The 19,945-nt window shown below is 63.8% G+C and carries 30 protein-coding genes; 28 read left to right on the top strand and 2 right to left on the bottom strand.

All coding sequences use genetic code 11. From position 1 onward, the window contains the following. Window positions 1-83: 83 nt before the first annotated feature. From RHO23_RS13310 to RHO23_RS13250, 13 genes are all read left to right on the top strand, one after another. Entirely contained in the window at window positions 84-470 is a 387-nt protein-coding gene (locus RHO23_RS13310) for a DUF732 domain-containing protein (protein WP_423487928.1), read from the top strand. Beyond that, on the top strand, window positions 467-787 hold the full coding sequence (locus tag RHO23_RS13305) for a hypothetical protein (RefSeq protein WP_423487927.1): 321 nt from the start codon (window positions 467-469) through the stop codon (window positions 785-787). The genes RHO23_RS13310 and RHO23_RS13305 overlap by 4 nt, the downstream gene beginning before the upstream one ends. Then, the gene (locus RHO23_RS13300; RefSeq protein WP_423487926.1) at window positions 787-1,200 is read left to right on the top strand and encodes a hypothetical protein; all 414 of its coding nucleotides are present in this window, start codon (window positions 787-789) and stop codon (window positions 1,198-1,200) included. Before RHO23_RS13305 ends, RHO23_RS13300 begins: the two co-directional genes overlap by 1 nt. Further along, on the top strand, window positions 1,197-1,370 hold the full coding sequence (locus RHO23_RS13295) for a hypothetical protein (RefSeq protein ID WP_423487925.1): 174 nt from the start codon (window positions 1,197-1,199) through the stop codon (window positions 1,368-1,370). Before RHO23_RS13300 ends, RHO23_RS13295 begins: the two co-directional genes overlap by 4 nt. Beyond that, window positions 1,367-1,594 (top strand): hypothetical protein, encoded by a 228-nt coding sequence (locus RHO23_RS13290; protein ID WP_423487924.1) that lies wholly within the window; start codon window positions 1,367-1,369, stop codon window positions 1,592-1,594. Before RHO23_RS13295 ends, RHO23_RS13290 begins: the two co-directional genes overlap by 4 nt. Beyond that, entirely contained in the window at window positions 1,591-1,746 is a 156-nt protein-coding gene (locus RHO23_RS13285) for a hypothetical protein (RefSeq protein WP_423487923.1), read from the top strand. Before RHO23_RS13290 ends, RHO23_RS13285 begins: the two co-directional genes overlap by 4 nt. Further along, window positions 1,743-2,252 (top strand): hypothetical protein, encoded by a 510-nt coding sequence (locus tag RHO23_RS13280; RefSeq protein ID WP_423487922.1) that lies wholly within the window; start codon window positions 1,743-1,745, stop codon window positions 2,250-2,252. Before RHO23_RS13285 ends, RHO23_RS13280 begins: the two co-directional genes overlap by 4 nt. Continuing rightward, on the top strand, window positions 2,249-3,148 hold the full coding sequence (locus RHO23_RS13275; RefSeq protein ID WP_423487921.1) for an ATP-binding protein: 900 nt from the start codon (window positions 2,249-2,251) through the stop codon (window positions 3,146-3,148). The genes RHO23_RS13280 and RHO23_RS13275 overlap by 4 nt, the downstream gene beginning before the upstream one ends. Then, window positions 3,145-4,671 carry a DNA cytosine methyltransferase gene (locus RHO23_RS13270; protein WP_423487920.1) on the top strand — a complete coding sequence of 509 codons (1,527 nt, stop codon included), beginning with the start codon at window positions 3,145-3,147 and terminating at the stop codon, window positions 4,669-4,671. The genes RHO23_RS13275 and RHO23_RS13270 overlap by 4 nt, the downstream gene beginning before the upstream one ends. Then, window positions 4,668-5,537 carry a hypothetical protein gene (locus tag RHO23_RS13265; RefSeq protein WP_423487919.1) on the top strand — a complete coding sequence of 290 codons (870 nt, stop codon included), beginning with the start codon at window positions 4,668-4,670 and terminating at the stop codon, window positions 5,535-5,537. The genes RHO23_RS13270 and RHO23_RS13265 overlap by 4 nt, the downstream gene beginning before the upstream one ends. Beyond that, window positions 5,534-5,884: a hypothetical protein gene (locus RHO23_RS13260; protein ID WP_423487918.1), complete on the top strand. Its 351-nt coding sequence runs from the start codon at window positions 5,534-5,536 to the stop codon at window positions 5,882-5,884. The genes RHO23_RS13265 and RHO23_RS13260 overlap by 4 nt, the downstream gene beginning before the upstream one ends. Window positions 5,885-6,294: 410 nt before the next feature. After that, the gene (locus RHO23_RS13255) at window positions 6,295-6,597 is read left to right on the top strand and encodes a hypothetical protein (protein WP_423487917.1); all 303 of its coding nucleotides are present in this window, start codon (window positions 6,295-6,297) and stop codon (window positions 6,595-6,597) included. Next, window positions 6,594-6,998 carry a hypothetical protein gene (locus RHO23_RS13250; RefSeq protein ID WP_423487916.1) on the top strand — a complete coding sequence of 135 codons (405 nt, stop codon included), beginning with the start codon at window positions 6,594-6,596 and terminating at the stop codon, window positions 6,996-6,998. The genes RHO23_RS13255 and RHO23_RS13250 overlap by 4 nt, the downstream gene beginning before the upstream one ends. A 127-nt stretch (window positions 6,999-7,125) precedes the next feature. Here the strand turns inward: RHO23_RS13250 and RHO23_RS13245 are convergent, their stop codons facing one another. Next, window positions 7,126-7,554, bottom strand: coding sequence for an HNH endonuclease (locus RHO23_RS13245; protein ID WP_423487915.1), 429 nt, complete (start codon window positions 7,552-7,554; stop codon window positions 7,126-7,128). 176 nt (window positions 7,555-7,730) lie between these two features. On the opposite strand from RHO23_RS13245, the gene RHO23_RS13240 reads away from it, so the two are divergent. The 8 genes from RHO23_RS13240 (at window position 7,731) to RHO23_RS13205 (ending at window position 13,316) form a co-directional block, all read left to right on the top strand. After that, window positions 7,731-8,714 carry a hypothetical protein gene (locus RHO23_RS13240; protein ID WP_423487914.1) on the top strand — a complete coding sequence of 328 codons (984 nt, stop codon included), beginning with the start codon at window positions 7,731-7,733 and terminating at the stop codon, window positions 8,712-8,714. Then, window positions 8,711-9,091 carry a hypothetical protein gene (locus RHO23_RS13235; RefSeq protein ID WP_423487913.1) on the top strand — a complete coding sequence of 127 codons (381 nt, stop codon included), beginning with the start codon at window positions 8,711-8,713 and terminating at the stop codon, window positions 9,089-9,091. The genes RHO23_RS13240 and RHO23_RS13235 overlap by 4 nt, the downstream gene beginning before the upstream one ends. Continuing rightward, on the top strand, window positions 9,088-9,342 hold the full coding sequence (locus tag RHO23_RS13230) for a WhiB family transcriptional regulator (protein ID WP_423487912.1): 255 nt from the start codon (window positions 9,088-9,090) through the stop codon (window positions 9,340-9,342). Before RHO23_RS13235 ends, RHO23_RS13230 begins: the two co-directional genes overlap by 4 nt. Window positions 9,343-9,430: 88 nt before the next feature. Next, window positions 9,431-10,639: a hypothetical protein gene (locus RHO23_RS13225; RefSeq protein WP_423487911.1), complete on the top strand. Its 1,209-nt coding sequence runs from the start codon at window positions 9,431-9,433 to the stop codon at window positions 10,637-10,639. A 91-nt stretch (window positions 10,640-10,730) separates the two neighbouring features. After that, window positions 10,731-11,762: a hypothetical protein gene (locus tag RHO23_RS13220; RefSeq protein ID WP_423487910.1), complete on the top strand. Its 1,032-nt coding sequence runs from the start codon at window positions 10,731-10,733 to the stop codon at window positions 11,760-11,762. Window positions 11,763-11,771: 9 nt separating this feature from the next. Then, complete coding sequence (locus RHO23_RS13215) at window positions 11,772-12,191, top strand: hypothetical protein (RefSeq protein ID WP_423487909.1); 420 nt, start codon at window positions 11,772-11,774, stop codon at window positions 12,189-12,191. Between the two features lie 175 nt (window positions 12,192-12,366). Then, complete coding sequence (locus RHO23_RS13210; protein WP_423487908.1) at window positions 12,367-12,981, top strand: hypothetical protein; 615 nt, start codon at window positions 12,367-12,369, stop codon at window positions 12,979-12,981. 29 nt (window positions 12,982-13,010) lie between these two features. Further along, entirely contained in the window at window positions 13,011-13,316 is a 306-nt protein-coding gene (locus RHO23_RS13205) for an HNH endonuclease (RefSeq protein ID WP_423487907.1), read from the top strand. On the opposite strand, the gene RHO23_RS13200 is transcribed toward RHO23_RS13205, so the two are convergent. Beyond that, window positions 13,317-13,538, bottom strand: a complete 222-nt coding sequence (locus tag RHO23_RS13200) for a hypothetical protein (protein WP_423487906.1) — start codon at window positions 13,536-13,538, stop codon at window positions 13,317-13,319. It lies immediately after the preceding gene. A 287-nt stretch (window positions 13,539-13,825) separates the two neighbouring features. On the opposite strand from RHO23_RS13200, the gene RHO23_RS13195 reads away from it, so the two are divergent. The 7 genes from RHO23_RS13195 to RHO23_RS13165 are packed head-to-tail and all read left to right on the top strand — an operon-like array spanning window position 13,826 to window position 19,936. Beyond that, on the top strand, window positions 13,826-14,113 hold the full coding sequence (locus tag RHO23_RS13195; protein ID WP_423487905.1) for a hypothetical protein: 288 nt from the start codon (window positions 13,826-13,828) through the stop codon (window positions 14,111-14,113). Next, on the top strand, window positions 14,082-15,533 hold the full coding sequence (locus tag RHO23_RS13190; RefSeq protein WP_423487904.1) for a terminase large subunit domain-containing protein: 1,452 nt from the start codon (window positions 14,082-14,084) through the stop codon (window positions 15,531-15,533). The genes RHO23_RS13195 and RHO23_RS13190 overlap by 32 nt, the downstream gene beginning before the upstream one ends. Next, window positions 15,530-16,969 carry a phage portal protein gene (locus tag RHO23_RS13185; protein WP_423487903.1) on the top strand — a complete coding sequence of 480 codons (1,440 nt, stop codon included), beginning with the start codon at window positions 15,530-15,532 and terminating at the stop codon, window positions 16,967-16,969. Before RHO23_RS13190 ends, RHO23_RS13185 begins: the two co-directional genes overlap by 4 nt. Continuing rightward, window positions 16,970-17,845, top strand: coding sequence for a hypothetical protein (locus RHO23_RS13180; RefSeq protein ID WP_423487902.1), 876 nt, complete (start codon window positions 16,970-16,972; stop codon window positions 17,843-17,845). It abuts the gene before it with no gap. Between the two features lie 58 nt (window positions 17,846-17,903). Continuing rightward, a complete protein-coding gene (locus RHO23_RS13175) occupies window positions 17,904-18,488 on the top strand; it encodes a hypothetical protein (protein WP_423487901.1) in 585 nt (194 codons plus the stop codon). A 48-nt stretch (window positions 18,489-18,536) separates the two neighbouring features. Further along, window positions 18,537-18,911 carry a potassium transporter gene (locus RHO23_RS13170; protein WP_423487900.1) on the top strand — a complete coding sequence of 125 codons (375 nt, stop codon included), beginning with the start codon at window positions 18,537-18,539 and terminating at the stop codon, window positions 18,909-18,911. A gap of 2 nt (window positions 18,912-18,913) precedes the next feature. Continuing rightward, window positions 18,914-19,936, top strand: coding sequence for a major capsid protein (locus RHO23_RS13165; protein WP_423487899.1), 1,023 nt, complete (start codon window positions 18,914-18,916; stop codon window positions 19,934-19,936). Window positions 19,937-19,945 lie beyond the last annotated feature (9 nt).

Below are 19,945 nucleotides of genomic sequence, written 5' to 3'. Positions count from 1 at the left end.
GAATAGAAACGGCCCCGGCGAACCTCACGCCAATGAACCCGCCGGGGCCATCTCGATAACCAATCCTACTGAGAGGAATTGGCGTGACCCAACATATCCCGAGCAGGCCACAACCGCGCCGGCGGCGCCGTGTGAGCGGCTACGACAAGATCACCGTGGCGCTGGCGGCTGTCGCCGCGCTCGCGGCGATGCTGCTGGCCTCGCCGCCCTCGCACGCCGATCCGGTGACTGACGACTTCGTGGCCACCAGCGGTTGGCGGGTGTGCAACGAGTTGGACGCGCAGCCCACTTTCGGGGGTATCCGGTACTCCTACCGGGCGCTGGCAACGCGCGGCTACAGCCTTGATCAGTCCTCGCAGATCATCGTGGGCTCGGTGTCGGTGTGGTGCAAACGTCATGCGCCACTGCTCAAGTCGTACATCGATACCTACACTTCGGCGCCGCAGCAGAGCCAGGGGCGTGCGGCATGACCATCACATTCGACCCGGCGCCGGCATTCGCCGACGCAATGGCCGCGTTCGACAAAGCCGAGCGCGCATGCTCCCCGAACGTCGTCAACATCGTCCTGGATCTGGAAATCGCCGACTTGTTCGAGAGATTGGGAAATCGCGGCATTGCGGTGCTGGTCGCCGATCAGAAGGCTTGGCGTGAGTCGGTCCAGGTCTCGGGCACGGACCCGCGATGCGCCTGGAGTGTCGATGGTGACGCCGAGGACGCGCTTGAAACGTTTTTCTGCGACCGCGATAGCCGCGATGAGGCCAGCGCCGTACTCAAGGCGGGTGCGTGATGACCACTGTTCAGTACACCGAGCAGCTGGTGGTCGAGTACTGCTGCAACTGCAGCATGGCTTTCGCTGTCCCGTCTGATTTCCAGCGGCGCCGCAAGGAAGACCACAAGACCTACCACTGCCCGGCTGGCCACGGTCAGCACTACTACGGCAAGACCGAGGCCGAGAAGCAACGTGAACGTGCCGAGCGGCTCCAGCGGCAGGTTGAGGCCCGCGAGGCTGACATCCGTTTCGAGCAGCGGCGCCTGGAGTCCGAGCGGCGCGCGCACGCCGCTACCAAGGGCACGCTGACCAAGACCAAGAAGCGGATCGCCAACGGCGTATGCCCGTGCTGCAAACGATCTTTCGTGAACCTCGGGCGCCACATGGCGGGACAGCACCCCGGCTATCCGCAGCCTGGGGAGGGCAAATGATCGAGCTGACCGTGCCGGTGTGCACCGTGCATCAGACGTTCAAGCCGTGCGCTCCATGTACGAAACAGGCTGCGCGGCTGCGGATCCAGAACTGGACCGCGATCGGCTGGATGCTGCTGTTCACCGCGTTTTTGACCGCGGTCTTGTGGTTTGAGTGCGGTGGCCGATGAGCCTGCAGAACTTTGACGATTCGTTGGCCGAGCTGATCCGTGACAACGCAGCGCTGGCAGATATCGAGACTGTGGCCTGCGCGCGCGCCATCTACGCGAAGGCCGATGGCGACGTGTGCCTGCTGTGCGAAGGCCATGGGGTCATTCAGTACCGGATGGCCACTGGGGTTTGGTCCCAACCAGTTCCGTGCTCATGCGTGATGTATCAGGAGGTAGTGGCATGACCGTATACACAGCAGAAGTCGACAAGTTCAAGGGAATGCGTGTGGGCATCTACCCCGGAACTCCGGAGGTGGTGTTCGAGCGCACAGGCATTTCGCTTCCGCCCGAAGAGATGGCGGTAGCTGTCATGGGAATGGTGGGAGACAAAGAATGAGTAGGCGCAGAGACGCTGCACAGACACTCGGATTGATCTCCTGGGTACGTAAGCAGCTCAAGAGGATCGAAGCGGAAGCCAACGAGCGCGCCGATATCGAATTCGGAGACGAGAGGGTCAAGGGTCACGTCGTCATCGATGGCGAGAAAGTCGAATTCTCCTCGACCACCCGAGTGCAGCCCAGCGCCAAGCTCAAGGTGGAGGACCCTGACCGGCTGGCTGTGTGGGTCCAACAGCGTTGGCCTACCGAGATCGTTCCCGCTGTGCGGCCATCATTCCTGGCCCAGATCACGCCAAAGATGGCCGCGGCCGACGGCTTGCTTATTGACGATGACGGCGAAGTCTGCCCGTGGGTGGGGTTGGAGCGGGCCACTGCGTACACCACTACTCGGCTGTTGAAGGACGCCGACGAGCACCTGGCGCCTCTGCTCGAGGACAAGACGCTGGCCGATCTGGTGCGGTTCATCGAGGACGACGCGACGGACCTGGATGCGGTGAGCGAATGACTCTCACCTTCAAGCCCGCCACCCGCGAGGCGGCGTTCGCGCGCATCGCGCTCACGGGGCCGTCCGGGGCGGGCAAGACGTACACCGCGCTGGCGTTGGCGACGGCACTGTCCGACAGTGTCGGGTTCATCGACACCGAGCGGGGTAGCGCGTCGAAGTACGTGGGCCTTAACGGCTGGCACTTCGAGACCGTGCAGCCCGACAGCTACGCGCCGTTGTCCCTGGTCGAGCTGCTGGGGATCGCGGCCGGGGCTGAGTTCGGCTGTGTCGTTATCGATTCTCTGTCGCACTACTGGATGGGGGTCGACGGGATGCTGGAGCAGGTCGACAGCAGGGCCCATGGAAGCAACACGTTCTCGGGATGGAAGGAAGTTCGCCCCGAGGAGCGCCGGATGGTCGACGCGTTGGTGGCTTTCCCGGGTCATCTGATCGTCACGATGCGCTCTAAGACCGAGTACGTCATCGAGGAGAACGAGCGCGGCAAGAAGGTTCCCCGCAAGGTGGGGATGAAGCCTGAGCAGCGCGAGGGTATCGAGTACGAGTTCGACCTTGTCGGCGACATGGATCTGGACAACACCCTCACTGTGGTGAAGTCGCGGATCCACACGCTGGCCAAGGCTGTGATTCCCATGCCCGGAGACGATCTGGCCATTGCCATACGCGAGTGGTTATCCGACGGAGAGAAGATCCCGACGGCCCGCGAGTACCGCCAGCGCGCACTGGCCATGGACTCAATGGACGAACTCAAGGCCCTCTACGACGAGGTTGTCGGGAACCGGCTTGCGGTGGCCCCCACGGTCGATGCTGATGGCAATCCCACCGTGCTGGGCGATCTGATCAAGACCCACGCCACGCGGATCAAGAAGGCCATCGAAGCTGAGGTGACCGCCTCGTGAGCACACACATCTCAATGACGGACTTCTTTTGCGGCGCGGGCGGTTCCAGCACCGGGGCCATTCAGGTTCCAGGTGTGTTAGTCCGGGCAGCCGCCAACCACTGGCAGCTGGCAGTAGACACGCACAACGAGAACCATCCCGACGCAGACCACTATTGCGCGGACCTGTCGCAGATCCACCCCAAGTACTTCCCCAAGACGACATTCGGGTGGTTCTCACCTGAATGCACAAACCACTCACAGGCCAAGGGAATCAAGCGGATCGACATGCAGCCCGATCTGTTCGGGGACACGCTGCCCGACGAGGCCGCAGAGCGCTCCCGTGCAACCATGTGGGACGTCGTCCGGTTCTCGGAGTATCACCACTACGAGGTCGTGTTCGTCGAGAACGTCGTGGAAGCTGCGAAGTGGGCGCCGTTCCACGCGTGGCTAGCGGCGATGGAGAGCCTCGGCTACAACCACCGGCTCGTGATGCTCAACTCGATGCACGCCCAGCTCGGCGGGTCCGGTGCACCGCAGTCCCGCGACCGTCTGTACGTCGTGTTCTGGCGACGCGCCAACCGGGCCCCCGATCTTGAGCGGGTCGTCCGGCCCCGGGCGATCTGCCCCGACTGCGGTCCCATCAACGCCATGCAGGTATTCAAGAAGCCCGGCAATACCGTCGGCCGCTACCGCCAGCAGTACGTCTACCGGTGCCCTAACGTCAAGTGCCGCAACCAGGTCGTCGAACCGGCTGTACGCGCGGCGGCCGAGATCATCGACTGGACGATGCTCGGCACGCGCCTCGGCGATCGGGAGAAGCCGCTGGCCGAGAAGACCATGGACCGCATTCGCGCCGGCATCGAGCGCTACTGGGCACCGTTCATTGTCGAGCGTCGGCACGACTACCGGGTGCGCGGTTTGGACGAGCCGCTGTCGACCGTCACCGCCAATGAGACCACCAAGGCGCTGGCGATCCCGGTAGAGGGGCGCGAGGGCAAGCAGGCGCAACCGGTGTCAGGTCCGATGCGCACTATGACGACTCGCAACGAGACCGGGTTGGCGTTCATGGCCGAGTTGCGTGGAGGCAGTAGCGATGTTCGCGCTATTTCCGAGCCGCTGTCGACCGTCACCGCGTCGGGATTCCACCACGGCTTGGTGACCACCTACTACGGGAACGGCGCCACCCGTCCAGCGGGTGATCCGTTGTCAACGGTGACCGCGATCGAGCGGCATGCGCTCCTGATGCGGAACAACACGCCGCGCGGCAACCCAGCGCAGATGGTCACCCCAGTGGCCGAGCCAATGCGGACCCTGACCACAGAAGGGCACCAATCGCTACTCGCGGCCGAGCGCCCGACGTTCAATCTCGATGACGTTTGGTTCCGCATGCTGGAGCCACGGGAACTCAAGCGCTCTATGGACTTCCCTGCCGACTACGTGATCAAGGGCAACCGGCGCGAGCAGGCCCGCCAGGCAGGAAACGCGGTCACCCCGCCGTCATCGCGTGACCTGATCACAGTGGGAGTGGAGAGCCTGGCATGAACACCGGGCCCACAATCCGCGTGCTGTCCCTCGGCGCTGGCGTCCAGTCGACAGTGCTGGCACTCATGGCGTGCGACGGCACGTTGCCCGGCCTGGACGCGGCGGTGTTCGCCGATACCGGCTGGGAACCGCCCGCGGTCTACGAACAGGTGGACCGACTCGCCGTCGAGCTTGCCCGCGTCGGCATCCCGCTGCACCGGGTGTCGTCGGGGAACCTGCGGGCCGACACGCTCAACCCGGCGCACCGGTTCGTGTCGGTGCCGTACTTCACCCGCAACGCCGATGGCGGTGATGGGATGGGGCGGCGCCAGTGCACCAGCGAGTACAAGCTCAAGCCGATCAAGGTCAAGGTTCGCGAGCTGCTGCGCTACCCGCACCCAACACCGGTGCCGCGAGATGTGTACGCCGAGCAGTGGATCGGATTCTCCACAGACGAGATCCACCGCGTACGCGACCGGCTGGACGTGAACTACTCCTGGCCGCGTTATCCCCTGCTGGAACTAGGCATGTCCCGCAAGGACTGCCAGCGCTGGCTAGAACGCGCCGGATGGGGCCACACCGCCAAGAGCGCATGCATCGGCTGCCCGTTCCATGGCAACGCCCAGTGGCGCGAGCTGCGCGACAACCATCCCGAGCAATGGGCCGACGCCGTCGACTTCGATCGGCGCATTCGCAAGGGTGGTGCTTCGGCGAGTCCGCTGGACGGCGAGGCATTCCTGCACCGCTCACGAGTTCCGTTGGACCTGGCGCCGATCGACCGCGTGACGCGCGCCGAGTACGCCGACATGCAGCTGGACTTGTTCGAGGACGGCGACCCAGATGGCTGCTCGCCATACGGATGCCGGAGCGGTGGTGAGGTTGCATGACCGCTGAGTTCACCCCCGAAGCACTCCGGCTCATGCGCGAGCGCTGCGGAGGACTGTGTGAGGTCCAGTGGCCCAACGTGTGTCAGGGCAGCGGGAGTCAGCTGGTCGGCCATCATCGGCGGCCGCGGGGCAACGGCGGCACGAAACGCCACTCGTCGCGCCTGGCCGCCAACGGACTCATGGCGTGCACCTGGTGCCACACCTTCCTGGAGACGGGAGAACGAGGGGAGGCCCGCGCGCTCGGTTTCATCGTGGACCAGAACGCCGAACCCGCAGACGTCGCGGTGTTCTACCGCCACGCGCAGAGGGTGCTGCTGGATAACGACGGAAACCTGGAGGCGGCATGAAGTGCAAAAGGCCCAACTGTCATCGAGCGGGGATCCGGCGCCGGCAAGGGTTCTGCAATCCGCACTATGAACTCGCAGACCGCGGGTATGTCGACGCCGGGCCGGTCAGGGACCACATCACGCAGCTTCACGCTGTCGGGCATTCGTGGGCAGAGATTGCCAAGCAAGCCGGCATCAGCCGCAGCGGTCTGGATCGAATCCGCGATGCTTCCTATTCCGCCGTGCTCAAGGTCACGGCCGCCCGGATCCTCGCTGTTCCCATGCGAGTTGGCCACACCGCGACCATCGACGCTACGGGGACAGTGCGGCGCCTCCGGGCCCTGACGGCCATTGGATGGTCAATCCCTCTTCTTGCCAAAGAGATTGGGATAACACCTTCCACTCTCGAGAACCATCTCCATCGGAGCACCGTGTCCACTAGTCGCGCTCGCGAGATCGCGCAGTTGTTCAGCCGACTGCAGATGACCCCTGGTCCCTCGAAGCGCCTGCGAACCCTCGCGAGCCAGAAGGCCTGGCACCCTCCGTTCGCCTGGGACGAAGACTCCATCGATGACCCCGCTGCAGCACCGGATCTCGGCGGCAAGTCGACGTGGATGCAGGAATACGAAGACCACCGGTGGGTCTGTGAAGACGACGCGGAGATCGCGGCGGCCATGAACATCCAGCTGGCATCGGTGAAGCGCCAGCTGGACCGGAAAGGAGAGGCGGCATGACTCAGCAAGATTCGGAGAGCAAGGCAGATGACTCGCCAGTCTTGGTGAAGCAGAAGGTGCCCGGCCAGTGGGTGCTATCGGCTGATGAGTTAGCGATGCTTGTTGCCGTTGTGGCCCCAGGAGGAATCGCACTTGGCGAGCCTGCTGTCCGCACGATCGTGGCCAAGGTGAACCAGTCCCGGTTCGGCGAGCCTCCAGAGGTTGTACGGCGCCATAAGGACGGCCGGATCGCCATCCGCGCCCAGCGAGACGATGGAACGCTCTACTGGAATGTGCTGAACCCCAAGGGCGAACCATCGGATATTAGGGAATGGGCCCGGATATACCCGACATCATTCCTCGGCAATTCCAACGACTGGTACAACCGGGTCACGGAGACCGACTTCAAGGGCGAGTGCTGATGCCCGGCAACCAGATCTGCATCTGCACCAACACTCTCGACGATTACGACGCGTCTGAGGATAAACCTAAGCCGAGATGCCTCGCCTGCACCGAATGCGGGTGGAACCACACGGCGCATGAGTTCGTTCAATGCGACTGCCCTGGATTTGGAGTCGGCCTGAAAGTGGGAACTGAATGAGGGACAACATATTTGTCCGACGGGGGCGTAGTCCGGGGGAGGGCTTCAAACTGCCCGAGACTATTTCGCGGTGGCATGTAGTGCCCAGTCATGAAACGCCGGGGCCGACCCTCACTGTCGAACCTGGGCATCTTGTCCCCGCAACCGCATTCGCAGTCGACATAGGGATTGGGGGTCCCCGGAACGCGCAGATCAATTCGGGTCCGGTGCTGGGCGTTATGGGCCTCCATGGATTGCAGCACCTCAAGATTTTCCGGTCGATTGTCGAGTTTGTCCTCGTTGACATGGTGTACTACTTCGCCCCTGCGAAGTGGTCGTCCAAGCGTCTGGGACGCCACGAGACGGTGCTCGTAGACATATCCCCGCGCATCCGCCATGGGGTGTCCTGGGACTCTCAGCATCCAGTATCCGCCAGTGGACATGACGCGACCGCCTCGCCAGTTCGGGTTCTTGCTTCCAGTTCGGTCGCGCACCGTGTGAACGCTAGCCCTCGGGACCGACAATCTGGTCGGAGCGTCATCGCTGCACCTGTCTCGAGAGAGCCGAGAGTCTGATGGGTGCTAGAGACCACGCCCGGGTGAATCTGAACATCTGGGGAGACGACGACTTCCGGGAGCTCCCCGTGGATGCTCAGGCGCTGTACTGGATGCTTTGGACTAGTCCGGGCCTGTCCTATTGCGGCGCGCACGTGTGGCACTCGGGGAAGCTCGCACAGAGTGCCGGCGACTGGACCGCGGCGCGCATTGAAGCCGCCGCCGCCACGTTGGCGGCGGGCCTGTTCCTGATCGTGGATATCGACACCGAGGAGTGCCTTCTGCGATCGTGGATCAAGCACGACGGACTGTGGAAGAGCCCCAACATGGCGGTGGCAATGGCCAATGCCCGCGCGGGTCTTGGCTCGCGGACTCTGCGCGGCGTGGTCGTACACGAGGTCAAGAAGCTCGCCGCTGCCCAGCCCGATCTATCGTCATGGACCCGTGATGTGGTCCAGAAGATGCTGGTGCAGAAAGCCGTAGATCCCGCCGATATTCCGCCCTTCAATCGCGGGCCCAACGGTGGCGCCAACCCCCGGCCTGATCGCTTGCTCAACCCTTCCGGTAAACCTTCGCTCAACCCTTCAGGAAACGGCTACCGAGAGGGTTCGTCTAACCCTTCGTGTAACCCCAGCCCTACTACCTCTACTTCTCCAACTCCTAACTCCCTCTCCCAGAGTGATTACGTAAGTGGGGTACCTCACCAGAGCGCCGAGCCGGTTCCGCCCCCATATTGCAATCGCCATCCGAACGGAACGGACTTGCCCTGTGGCGCCTGCGCGGTCGCGCGGCGCGCTCACGACGCGGCGGCGGAGGCCGAGTACCGACGCGTCAGGGCCGAGCGTCGTGATGCCCTGGCTCATCGGCAGGAGTGCTCCGAATGCGACAGCGCGGGTTGGCGTCTGGACTCCCCGGATGACGCTGCCGTGAAATGCACCCACGGTGCCGCCACAGCCCTTCAGCTCGTCCACAGCGACGCGAACCACGGGAGGGCGGCCGGATGAGCGCAGAATACGAATCCGAGGCGCAGAAGCGATCTCAGGGCCCAGCCCTGACTGATGCTGTCGAGGGCGAGCTGTTCATCCTCGTGATGCCGAGCGGGAACCGGCAGCTGATGCGAGTGGCCAAGGTGAATTCACCGGGAGCGTTCGTCGCCATGCCCGCGAGTCGAGATGACGCGATGGGGATCACGCCCCAGACCGTGCTGCGGCACTTCGATACACGGGCGAGGCCCCCGCGACCGCCAGCCCCCTGGCAGATCACACACCGGGACGGCGCCTGGTGGATCGAGAAGCGCCACACCGACCACTACGAGCCACACTGCCGACTTGAGACCGGCGCTGAGGCCATCGCCACATTCGCGGCGAGGTGGACTCAATGAGCATCCAAGCGCTCGGAAGCCCGCCGAAGTGGGCGGTTAATGCTGTTTGTGCTGAATCTACTTCGGAATTCTTCTACCCAGATGAACAGGATTACATAACGGCGAGCGCCGCGAAATGGGCATGCCGGCGATGCCCTGTGCGAGACGAGTGCCTGCAGTGGGCGTTGGAAAACGACGAGCAGTTCGGCGTATGGGGCGCCACAACCCCCAAGGAACGCCGCCGAATCAAGCGAACGGCGGGGGAGCGGTGAGCGCGGATTCCCGAGTGCTGCAGGCGATAGCCGATCTGGAAGCCCAGGGCGACAACGAGTTTGACGTCATCGAGTATCGGAGGACTGTGTGACCAAGTGCAAGCGGTGTGAACGTGCGACCGATCTGTTCGTCTGCAAGGCATGCATCACAGAGCTACGCAAGCGCCTGGCCGACCTGCCCTGGTGGCTCGATCGGCTCACGGAAACCGCTGTCGGACAGGCGCATCTGGGCGAGGGTGCACGCCGGGGCGAGCGTCGCGACGTGCTCCACGGTGACGACACGCTGGATAGTCACATCGAGCCATTCCCGCGCGACAAAGACACCACCCCGACGGCCAGGGACCGCCGAGACCGGCACCAGGCGGCGCTGTGGCATGCCCTGGCGCTCGGACGCGTCAACGGACGTGCCAGCGACGAGCTCGACCGCATCCACAACGCACTGTCGACGACCATCCGCGACATGTGCGAGACCCGGGGAATTGAGGTGCCTGAGTTCCGCACGCGGCCAAGGCCGCTGCAGCCGGTTACCCAACCGGAGGTCGCGCCGCCGGCGCAACGGTTCGACATCGACTCCGTGCCACCGGCCCGACAGAACGCATGCAGGCGCTGCTTTGTCACGCTGCCGACCGCGGCGGCCGGGCCTCTGTGTGAAGAATGCGACGGTGCCCCGGAGCTGCGGGCGTCCGAAGAAGCCCCCGCGGACGACCTGCGCGTGACCTACGCCGGCCGGCGCGGTGAGGACACGATGTCGATCGCGACGACTGCGCGAATGGCCAAGTGGCTGCACAACCACGCCGCCGATATCGCCCTGCAAGAGAATGGCGCCGAGATCTGCGACGAGATCGAGCACGTGTATCGAGCTGCCATGCGGGTAGTCAACCGGCCGCCTGAACCGATGACCATCGGGCCATGTATCACCGACCCCGCCCCGGATGCGGTGCTCAAGGAGCGGGCGGCTAAGGGTGACAACACGACTCGGTGCGGCTACGCGCTCACGGCGCCAAGTCACAGCGGCTCGATTACGTGCCCTCAGTGCGAGAACGCGCACATGGTGGCCGACGTGCTGGAGCACAACCTCAGTCAGCTCGACGACCGCAACGCCACCGTGCGTGAGCTCGTCGACGTGGTGCTCCCACGCCTCGACGAGCGCGTACCGCAGAGGACGATCGAGCGCTGGATTCAGCGTGGATGGGTGCCGGTACGCGGCCAGGACACACATGGTCACCAGATGGTGCGCATCGGCGATGTGCGGGCGGTGCGGGGCGAGCGCCCGCGGAACGCTAAGACCCGGGGTTAGTGCCGCAGCTTCGCTGTAATGCGGGGATCGCAGTGGATCGGGGTTGCTGGCAAATGCTCCGCGCCTGCATTGATATGCAAAGATTGATGGCGTGATTGAGATATGGGGGACTCGCTACGCCGCAGGCAAGAACGTCGCAAGAGCGATGAGAATTGCGTGCTGGCTTGCCGCCGCAGAATACGCGGTGCTGGTGGGATCATTCATTTTGCTCGCCCTAGTAGACGAGGGCAGCATGGGGTACAGCGTCGCCGCTTATGGCGCGCTGGGCTACCTAGGCCTGATACTTGGCTCTCTGTGTATAACTGGGACACTCTCGGTGGTTCTTGAAAGCGCGGAGAAGCAGCCCCTGACGGAGGCCCCCTCGACCACTTGGGGGATGATTAAAGCTCCCTCGCCACAGAACCTGATGTTCGCCACCGTCCTAATGCCAGCCCTCGCGCTAATTGGTCCACTGTTCGCCGCGAGAGGACTGGACCCAAATCATTCTCCGGCACTCATATTGAACGCCTTTATCATCATCGCTGCAGGATTGATTGGTGCGATGCACGTCCGCTTTTTTAGGCGTGTTTGGCGGCAAATGGACAGGGAAGTGAAGAAAGGCGGAAAGGATCTGTTCCGTGGTTTCGACTGGTCGCTCTTCGATACCGACGATAGAGCTCGTTTTCGCGAAAAGTACCCGAACAAGCACTGGAAATTTCCCGCGGATGTGGAGCGCGACGCTGAGATCGATTGTTTCATCAGGCGCGCAAGGAGTATACATTCGAGAATTCAATTGATCAATGCGATAATAGCCCTTTTGATCACATTTGCCGTCGGAGAACTATTTAGGCGCACAGTTAATGCATGGGTTCAGATAGCGAAAAATGACGGTAGTGCATTTCTTGCGATTGGAGTCACATTTGCCCTGTTCGCCATTATGGGATTCTTCTTCCTCCCTCTCCAACTCCAACGGCGAGCGACTCGGTACGAAGACCTGCGGAAGGAGTACGAGAAGTATCTCGAGAAAAAGGAGGAGTCCCCTGTGGTGCGCCCAACCGGCGTACGTGTCATCAACGGGCCACTTCCGTCAGCGTCGCCACTCATCCGGCGAGATCGACCGAACAATGTCAGACCCCTGGCGTAGAACTGGCCAATGGACGCCCGCAAGGCTATTCGCGAGATTATCGTGGGTATGCCGAACCTGCTTGGTCTCACGCGCAAGGTGAGCATCGGCGCCGAGGGTGAGACCGAGACCGTCGTCTATACACAGGCGCAGGTAGCCGGCCTCATCGCCTCGATGCTTCCCGATGGTCTCAAGGCCAAGGGGTGCCTGGTGATCGAGCTGCCCGTAATCCAGACAGATGAAGCTGGCCGCCGCTACGTCGAAGTGCCGATCACCGCGCGACCATGGGCCCCGGGGGAAATTCGGATCTCACCGCGCGGAGACGAGGTGGCCATAGCCAACATCCCGCCCATCCTGCCCATCCAGGACGTTCCCGCTCTGGCCTCGGCACTCATGGCCGCGCACACCGCTTGGCGCCGCGACACGCACAAGCCTAGATCCCCCGCTTGAGCTGCGCGTATGGCAAAATGACGCTCAACATGTCGGTGGGATAACTATGTCCACCGCATAAAACCCCAGCTTAACTGGGCTTTCTCGCGGGGGAATCGAGTTGTTTCGCAGGGTGGCCGCCTGGTGTGCGGCGGTTGTGTTGTCAGCAACGGTTGTGCTCGCGCCCGGTACGCCTATGGCGCGCGCCGACGGTCTTCTTGCCGTTGGTATGGAGATCTCGCTCGGCGACGGCAGATGCTCGTTGGGATTTTTCGCCTACGACAGCCGCAAGGATCGCCTCGCGGTGACCTCGGGGCATTGTGCAGATGGATACGGTGCCATCGTCTACAACAAGTGGGGCAACCGAGTCGGCGAAGTTGTGGCCCACATGGCAGAAAACGACTCGCTGAGGGCCATCCGAGGCCGCGGCTACACCATCATCGCGATTGACGACTCGTGGAACATTCAGCCGTTCTTTCGCTCTACCGGCTCAGCGGATATTGGGGATGCGGTGACCAAGGCCGGCCTACACGGCGACACCTACGGCAACATCACTGACACCCACTACGACAACGACAGCCCATGGATGTCCACAATCATCGGCGACGTTGTGGTGCTCCCCGGCGATTCCGGCGGCCCCTGGTACACCTCGGGGCGCAAACTGCTGGGCATCAGCGCCAGCGGACACTACGAACGCGGCGGCGGCGACAGCAAGGGCAGCCAAGCGCAACCTATCTGGTCCCTTCGCACACTCATCCGCGAAAACGCAGGAGTCTGGGGCAAAGGCTTCGAGGTCTGGCTCGACGACTAGGAGCCGTTGGAAAACCTAGGGGTGGTCAGATGGTCCAGCGCAACACCACCACTCGTGACAAGCACCGCCGCATCATCGCCGAGGGGCTAGAGCCCAGCCCTTTCGGCCCCAAGCCGCCTTGCTACTGGTGCGGTGAGCCCATCGACTACGACGCTCACTACCTCCACCCGCTGTCGTTCACCATCGACCACGTCATCCCGCTGGCCAAGGGCGGGCCGGACACACTCGACAATATCGTCCCGGCTCACCGGGTCCACAACCGCGAGAAGTCGGACAAGCTGGTCTACCAACCAGGCGTCGCGTTCGTGACCGAGAGGAACTGGTGGGCGAAATAGTTACTCGGCCCGCTTATCCCAGACCTCAACCATCTGGACGACCGTGGCGGCAAGGTCCAGCACGAGCCCGGCAACTGGGTCATCGGACTTGATCGTCTGCCCGGCTTGGACCGCGCTAATCATGCGATTTATCAGTCCTTTAGCCGCCGACAACTCGCCCGGAACCTTGATGGACTGCATCCGTTCCACAAAATCTGATGGCATCCCCTGGGGTTGTGACATGACAGAACTCCTTGCGTTGCGGGAACCGGCGCGATTCCGCGTCAGGGTGGTTGCAGCGTAGGACGTGGGCGCGACCGCCACATGCAAATTCGGATAGGGAGAAGGCCTGGGGCACTGCCCCTCCCACCCGGGTGCCCGGTCGCACCTCCTGGCATAGGCGCATACCCCCCATTCGTTTTTTCCAAAAGGAGGCTGCGTCGAATATGCCGCCTCGTAAACCCGCGGCGCCCCGGAAATCACCCGCTCGCAAGGCGGCGCCCCGTAAGACCGCCACTAAGTTGCGGGCGGTGCCTGACGTTGGCGATGCGACACCGGTGCCGCCTGAGCCTAAGCGGCCTAAGACGATCCTTGAGTCTGCCGAGAACGGCTCGCGTATCGATGAACTCAAGGCCATGCGCCGGCGACTGGCCAAGGCCATGGATGACCCGAACACGCCGGCCCGGGATCTGGCTGCGCTGTCGCGGCGCCAGCTCGAAATCGGCAGGGAGATCGAGGCTATCGAGGTCGCCGAGGACGAGGACAAATCGGTGATCGCGCAGACTGATGACGAAACCTGGGACGGCACCGGCTACTGACAATCGGCCACTGTCTGAGGTCGCCCGGCATGTCATCGCGCCGAGCGGGATCGTCTCGACGAGTTGGCCGAAGGTACGCGACACGTGCCGGCGTCTCGGCTGGGGATTCGACGGCTGGCAGGACGGGTCCGGACGCCTGATCCTGGCGCGACGTGCTGACGGCACGTACGCGTCGGACACCATCGTCCTGTCTATCCCGCGGCAGGTCGGCAAGACCTACCTCATCGCGTGCATCATCTTCGCACTGTGCCTGATCAACCCTGGGCTCAAGGTGATCTGGACTGCGCACCGCAAGTCCACGTCGGCTGAGACATTCCGCCAGTTCGACGGAATGTCTCAGCGGCCCAAGGTCGCCCCGCATATCCGGCAGGTGTTGCGCGGCAAGGGTGATGAGTCGATCTGGTTCAACAACGGGTCGTCGATCGAGTTCGGTGCGCGCGAGTCCGGGTTCGGACGTGGTCGCACGGACGTGGACGTGCTGGTGTTTGACGAGGGTCAGATCCTGCCCGAGTCCACGCTCGAGGACATGGGCGCCACGCAGAATGTGGCGAAGGATCCGCTGACGTTCGTCATGGGCACCCCGCCGCGCCCGAAGGACGACGGGGAGTTCTTCTCTCTGCTCCGCCAGGAAGCCTTGGACGGCGAGTCCGAGGGAACGCTCTATATCGAGATGAGTGCGGATCGTGGGTGCGATCCGATGGACCGTGCGCAGTGGCGCAAGGCCAATGGCTCGTTTCCGCACCGTACGAGTGAGCGCGCGATGCTGCGCTTGCGCAAGAAGCTCAAATCAGATGACTCCTGGAACCGTGAGGCGCTGGGCATCTGGGACGAGATCAACCGCCACAAGCCCATCGTCACGTCAAGTCAGTGGCGAGACCTGGTCGACGTCGGGCCCGTCGAGAACTTGGCGCCCAACGGCATCGGCGTCGACATGTCGCATGGCGGTGACATGTCGACGAACGGCTGTTGGATCGAAGGCGAGTCCGCTCACATCGAGGAAGTGTGGGCAGGCCGCGACGTCGCCGCGGCGATCGATTGGGTAGCTACCGCGGCCGGTAAGCGCATCGAGATTGTGATCGATGACCTGTCGCCGGCCGCGCAGATGATTCCCGAGCTCAAGGCTCGTGGGTGCAAGGTGCGGCGCGGGACGGCGCGGGATATGGCCAAGGGCTGCATGTTGTTCGAGACCCGCGCGAATTCCAACACGCTCACGCACACCGGGCAGAAGACGCTCACTGACGCGGTCAAGAACGGGCGAAAGCGATCGATCGGCGAAGCCGGTGGATGGGGCTGGGACCGCAAGGATTCCACCTCGGTCATCCACCAGGCAGTCGCCGCCAGCCTCGCGCTGTTCGCCGCCTCCGAGAAGCACAACCCCAAGCGGGGCAAACGACAGCCTAGAAAGGCGGTGACCGGATGACGTTGGCAACACCAGACTCTCCCGTCGTCGCTATCGCGCTGCCGAGCCTGAAACTGGGTGAGTCCGAGCGCGACGCCGCGCGGGCACTGCGCGCGAAGCTCAACCGGGTCAACGTCAAGAATCGTCAGAAGTCTGCTCTCTACGAGGCTAAGCATGCCGCGGAGGATCTGGGAATCGCCGCACCGGAGGGCCTCTCGGACTTGGTGCGCGCCGTGGCGGGCTGGCCGGGCACCGTGGTCGACGTCCTGGAGGAACGGCTCGACTTCCTTGGCTGGACTGGCGCCGACCAATTGGCCTTGCAGGATGTGATGGTCGACAACGACCTCGAAGTCGAGTCGGGGCGTGGGCATCTGGACACCCTGATCTGCGGTGCTGGATTCGTCGCCGCCGGCAAGGGTGATGAGTCCGCGGGTGAGCCCGAGATCCTGGTGACCGTTGAGTCGTCCGAATCGTGCACCGTGGAATGGGATTACCGGCTACGCCGGGCCAGGTCCGGCTACTCGCAGACCCGCGACGAAAACGGCGTGCCGATCATGGAGACGCTGTATCTGCCAAACGAGACCATCAATTTCGAGCGCGTCCGCGGTGAGCTCGTCGCCACGCGCCGAGATCCTCACAAGCTGAATCGCGTGCCGCTGGCTCAGCTGGTCAACCGGGAACGCGCCTCTGACATTCACGGACGTTCGGAGATCAGCCGAGCGGTCGCGTACTACACCGACGCCTGTATCCGAACCCTGCTGGGGATGGAGATCAACCGCGAGTTCTACACTTCCCCGAAGTGGACGGCGCTCAACACCGACCCCGAGGTGTTCGGGATGGGCGAGGGCAAGACGCCGCAAGAGAACCGCCGCGCCGGATGGTCTTCCACCGCAGGGCGTATGAATGCGATTCCGCCGCAGGTCAATGAAGAGGGCGACATCGTCGAGCCCAGGCTGCACGAGTTCCGGCCCGCGCCGCCCACGCCGTACATCGATCAGATTCGGTGCTACTCGCAGCTTCTCGCTGCCGAGGCGGGCATCCCCGCGCCGTACCTGGGGTTCGTCACCGACAACCCGAACAGTGCCGACTCGATTCGTCAGCAGGAATACCGGCTCGTGAAGCGCGCCGAGCGCCGGCAGACCTCTTTCAGCTTGGCGTGGCGTGAAATCGCCTACCTGGCCCTGCTGCTGCGCGACGGATCAGTGGACCCCGTCGTCTTCCGTGAGGTGAGTCCGAAATGGCGCGACGCTGCCACGCCGACGCGCGCAGCGGCTTCCGACGAGGTGATGAAGTACATAAGCTCCGGTGTCCTGAAACCAGATTCGCCGGTGGCCTGGGACCGCGCGGGATTCTCTCAACAGGATCAGCGCCAGATGGAACGCGACAACCGTCGCGCCTCGGTGACCGATCTAACAGCCATTCTCCGCGCCCGCCAGCAGCCCCAGCAGGGCGAGTAAGTGACGCCAGCCGACGTCCAAGAGATCCTTGCCGAGCTGGGCAAGGCGTTCGACTCGGACCTTTTGGCGGCATGGAACGCAGCCGCCGATCTTCCCTCGGATCAGTTCCGGGCCTTCGTCATAGACGCCTTTCCCGAGCTGGTGCTGCCCTACTCCTCGGCGGCGGCCGAAATCGGGGCGCAGTGGTACGACTCGCTGCCGTCGACGTCCAACTATCAAGCCACCGTGGGCGAGCTACCCCCGGAAGCTCGCCTCACCGAATCGGCCATATGGGCGCTGAATGTAGGGGCAGGGGAGAAGGCAGTCTCCCTGCTATCCGGCGCGGGCCAGCGAGGGCTGATGGACGGCTTGCGAGAAACGATCTTCGAGAACGTGATCGCCGAGCCCGGCGCGCGTTGGGCACGGCACGCCTCGGCGAACGCGTGCGGCTTCTGCAGAATGCTCGCCACCCGCGGCGCGGTCTACAGGTCCGAGGAATCAGCGCGGCGCGTCGTCGGGCGCAGTGTCGACCTCGAGATCAGCGACAGACGCGCAATTGCGCTCGGACAGATGACCCGCGATGAAGCACTGGAGCGCCGCTCGGTGTACCGATCACAGCGACAGGCAACCAAGCACGGCAAGACCGTCGGCGACAAACGCGGCGGCCAACAGCGCGGGACGCAGGCGCTCGGCGACAGATTCCACGACCACTGCCATTGCGTGCCTGTGATGGTTCGCCCTGGCCAGTCCTACGAACCTGCTCCCTACACCGAGCAGTGGGAGCAGGACTACATACGCGCGGTGAGCGAAGCCCGCCGCGACGGAAAGACATTGGGCAAGTACGGCGCGATCGACGTCAACGAGATCGTGCGCCGTATGGACCTGATGCACGCCTAGACCCCCGGAAGGCGCGAGGCCAACCGGATTACCTCTGCGATGGAGGAACCCTATGTCCATGTCTACCTTGCCTGTTCATCCGGCGACCGGATTGCAGGCTCTCGACTTCGGCAAGCGCGGCCCAATCTGGCCGGTGGTCGGTGCGTCGGAAGACCCGCCGAATCCCGAAGACCCCACACCCGATCCCGACGAGCCGTTGGGCGAGGGCGGAAAGAAGGCGTTGGCCGCTGAGCGCGATGCCCGTAGCACTGCCGAAACTCTCGCCAAGGATCTGCAAAAGCAGCTCGATGCTGCCAATCAGAAACTCGCCGCTGCCAATAGTGCGGATCAGCCCGAATGGCAGCAGAAGCTCGAGGACCTCCAGGGCAAGCTGGACGCCGAGATCGAGGCGCGCACAACGGCTGAGAAGGACAAGGCCGCTGCCCAGCGCGTGTCGTATGGCATCGACAAGGGCCTGCCGAAGGCTCTGGCGACCAAGCTCGTCGGCACGACCGACGAGGAGCTGGATGCCGAAATCGAGGAGCTGCTACCGCTTCTCGGCTCTCCCGGGCCCCAGCCGAATCCGCAGCAAGGAAACCCCTCCAAGGGACGCGGCGGGTCGCTGGCGTCCGGCCGCGAGCGATACGCGGAATCCAAAAAGTAACCCCGCAGGCGGGCCGCCTGCACTAACCACTCTGAAAGGAGTGACACCATGACCCAGCTCGCCCCGCGCACTGAGTCTGTCGGTGCAGGCGACCAGTCCTGGCTCGGTTCGCGACACGGCACCGAAACCCCCAAGTCGGCAACCTTGGATCCGTCCGCATGGACTGCCAAGACCACTGCCGGCGTCATCAAGTCCGGTGAGCCGTTCGCGGTCGTCGCAGGCCTGGCGGTGCCTTACAACGGCGCCGGATCGGGCGGCACCAACGTTCTGGCCGGGTTCGTGTTCACCGACCAGTCTGTCCGTACCGGTGGCGGGTATCTGACCTTCCCCGGCATCTGGCACGGCCGGATCATCCTGTCCAAGTTGCCGTCTACGGTCGCCGCTGATGCGACGACCAGCGGCCTGTTCGTTCTGGAGGCCTAATCATGGCACTGTGGACTGACCTCATCAATCCCGCCGAGCTCACCGGGTTCGCCCGCGCGGCACAGGAAGACATCGAGCGTACCAAGCCGTCGCTGGCGCGCTGGCTGCCCAACACCGCCACCGACGATGTGGTGGTGCGTACCGTCGTCAGCGCCGATGGCACTGGCGCACTGGCGCAGTACCGCGCGTTCGACGCCGAAACCCCGATCGGTAGCGGCGGCAAGGGCGAGCGCAAGGTGTTCGAGCTGCTGCCCCTGGGCCTCAAGGAACGGGTCTCGGAGTACGACCAGCTGCGCGCTCGCGGCGATGCAGGCCACGCGATCATCGTCGGTGGCGCAGAGAAGGCCGCCAAGCGTGTCGTCAATGCGGTCATCGACCGCTTGGAGCTCGCGCGTGGCCAGGCCCTCGATACCGGCGCGCAGACGATCAACGAAAACGGTGTGGTGCAGACCGTTACGTTCGGCCGTCCGGCCGGAAACACGGTCACCGCGGCGACCCTGTGGTCGGGCGCGGCCAAGCCGCTCGATGATCTGATTGCGTGGGGCGATGTGTACGCCGCAGGCAATCAGGGCAACCAGCCGGGAGCGTTCGTCACCTCCAAGCGGGTTGTGGCGGCGCTACAGCGCAACGCCGACATTCGCGGTCTGGTGGCCACCATCGGCGGAACTCCGGGCATCGTGTCGATCGAAGCGCTCTCGGCGGTTCTGGCCTCCTACGGCCTGCCTCCGATCGTGATCTACGACCGCAAGATCCGCGGCAACAACGTCCTGCCGGACAACAAGGTGTTCCTGCTGCCCGCGGCGGTGGACCCGAACACCGGCGAGTCCGAGCTCGGTGCCACCTTCTACGGCCCGACCTTGGAGGCAGACGAGCCCGAGTACGCCATCGCGGCCGATGAACAGCCCGGCCTGGTGGTCGGCGCCTGGAAGACCAAGGACCCGATCGCGGTGTGGGTGCACTCCAACGCCATCGCGAACCCGGTCCTGGTCAACCCGGTCGCCTCAATGGTCGCGACGGTCCTGTAGATGAGGATC

Origin of the sequence: Mycobacteroides sp. PCS013 (assembly GCF_049532645.1) — a bacterium.
Classification (GTDB): Bacteria; Actinomycetota; Actinomycetes; order Mycobacteriales; family Mycobacteriaceae; genus Mycobacterium; species Mycobacterium gwanakae.
The sequence above is the reverse complement of the archived record's forward strand: the minus strand, read 5'-3'. Positions and strand labels throughout refer to the sequence as shown.

Excerpts from the sequence above, each read along its gene's own strand:
- RHO23_RS13190 (WP_423487904.1), top strand. The coding sequence starts at position 14,082 with ATGACGAAACCTGGGACGGCACCGGCTACTGACAATCGGCCACTGTCT.
- RHO23_RS13170 (WP_423487900.1), top strand. The coding sequence starts at position 18,537 with ATGACCCAGCTCGCCCCGCGCACTGAGTCTGTCGGTGCAGGCGACCAG.
- RHO23_RS13265 (WP_423487919.1), top strand. The coding sequence starts at position 4,668 with ATGAACACCGGGCCCACAATCCGCGTGCTGTCCCTCGGCGCTGGCGTC.
- RHO23_RS13295 (WP_423487925.1), top strand. The coding sequence starts at position 1,197 with ATGATCGAGCTGACCGTGCCGGTGTGCACCGTGCATCAGACGTTCAAG.
- RHO23_RS13240 (WP_423487914.1), top strand. The coding sequence starts at position 7,731 with ATGGGTGCTAGAGACCACGCCCGGGTGAATCTGAACATCTGGGGAGAC.
- RHO23_RS13200 (WP_423487906.1), bottom strand. The coding sequence starts at position 13,538 with ATGTCACAACCCCAGGGGATGCCATCAGATTTTGTGGAACGGATGCAG.
- RHO23_RS13185 (WP_423487903.1), top strand. The coding sequence starts at position 15,530 with ATGACGTTGGCAACACCAGACTCTCCCGTCGTCGCTATCGCGCTGCCG.
- RHO23_RS13305 (WP_423487927.1), top strand. The coding sequence starts at position 467 with ATGACCATCACATTCGACCCGGCGCCGGCATTCGCCGACGCAATGGCC.
- RHO23_RS13260 (WP_423487918.1), top strand. The coding sequence starts at position 5,534 with ATGACCGCTGAGTTCACCCCCGAAGCACTCCGGCTCATGCGCGAGCGC.
- RHO23_RS13230 (WP_423487912.1), top strand. The coding sequence starts at position 9,088 with ATGAGCATCCAAGCGCTCGGAAGCCCGCCGAAGTGGGCGGTTAATGCT.
- RHO23_RS13290 (WP_423487924.1), top strand. The coding sequence starts at position 1,367 with ATGAGCCTGCAGAACTTTGACGATTCGTTGGCCGAGCTGATCCGTGAC.
- RHO23_RS13285 (WP_423487923.1), top strand. The coding sequence starts at position 1,591 with ATGACCGTATACACAGCAGAAGTCGACAAGTTCAAGGGAATGCGTGTG.
- RHO23_RS13245 (WP_423487915.1), bottom strand. The coding sequence starts at position 7,554 with ATGGCGGATGCGCGGGGATATGTCTACGAGCACCGTCTCGTGGCGTCC.
- RHO23_RS13235 (WP_423487913.1), top strand. The coding sequence starts at position 8,711 with ATGAGCGCAGAATACGAATCCGAGGCGCAGAAGCGATCTCAGGGCCCA.
- RHO23_RS13250 (WP_423487916.1), top strand. The coding sequence starts at position 6,594 with ATGACTCAGCAAGATTCGGAGAGCAAGGCAGATGACTCGCCAGTCTTG.
- RHO23_RS13300 (WP_423487926.1), top strand. The coding sequence starts at position 787 with ATGACCACTGTTCAGTACACCGAGCAGCTGGTGGTCGAGTACTGCTGC.
- RHO23_RS13280 (WP_423487922.1), top strand. The coding sequence starts at position 1,743 with ATGAGTAGGCGCAGAGACGCTGCACAGACACTCGGATTGATCTCCTGG.
- RHO23_RS13210 (WP_423487908.1), top strand. The coding sequence starts at position 12,367 with ATGGCGCGCGCCGACGGTCTTCTTGCCGTTGGTATGGAGATCTCGCTC.
- RHO23_RS13275 (WP_423487921.1), top strand. The coding sequence starts at position 2,249 with ATGACTCTCACCTTCAAGCCCGCCACCCGCGAGGCGGCGTTCGCGCGC.
- RHO23_RS13175 (WP_423487901.1), top strand. The coding sequence starts at position 17,904 with ATGTCTACCTTGCCTGTTCATCCGGCGACCGGATTGCAGGCTCTCGAC.
- RHO23_RS13165 (WP_423487899.1), top strand. The coding sequence starts at position 18,914 with ATGGCACTGTGGACTGACCTCATCAATCCCGCCGAGCTCACCGGGTTC.
- RHO23_RS13205 (WP_423487907.1), top strand. The coding sequence starts at position 13,011 with ATGGTCCAGCGCAACACCACCACTCGTGACAAGCACCGCCGCATCATC.
- RHO23_RS13215 (WP_423487909.1), top strand. The coding sequence starts at position 11,772 with ATGGACGCCCGCAAGGCTATTCGCGAGATTATCGTGGGTATGCCGAAC.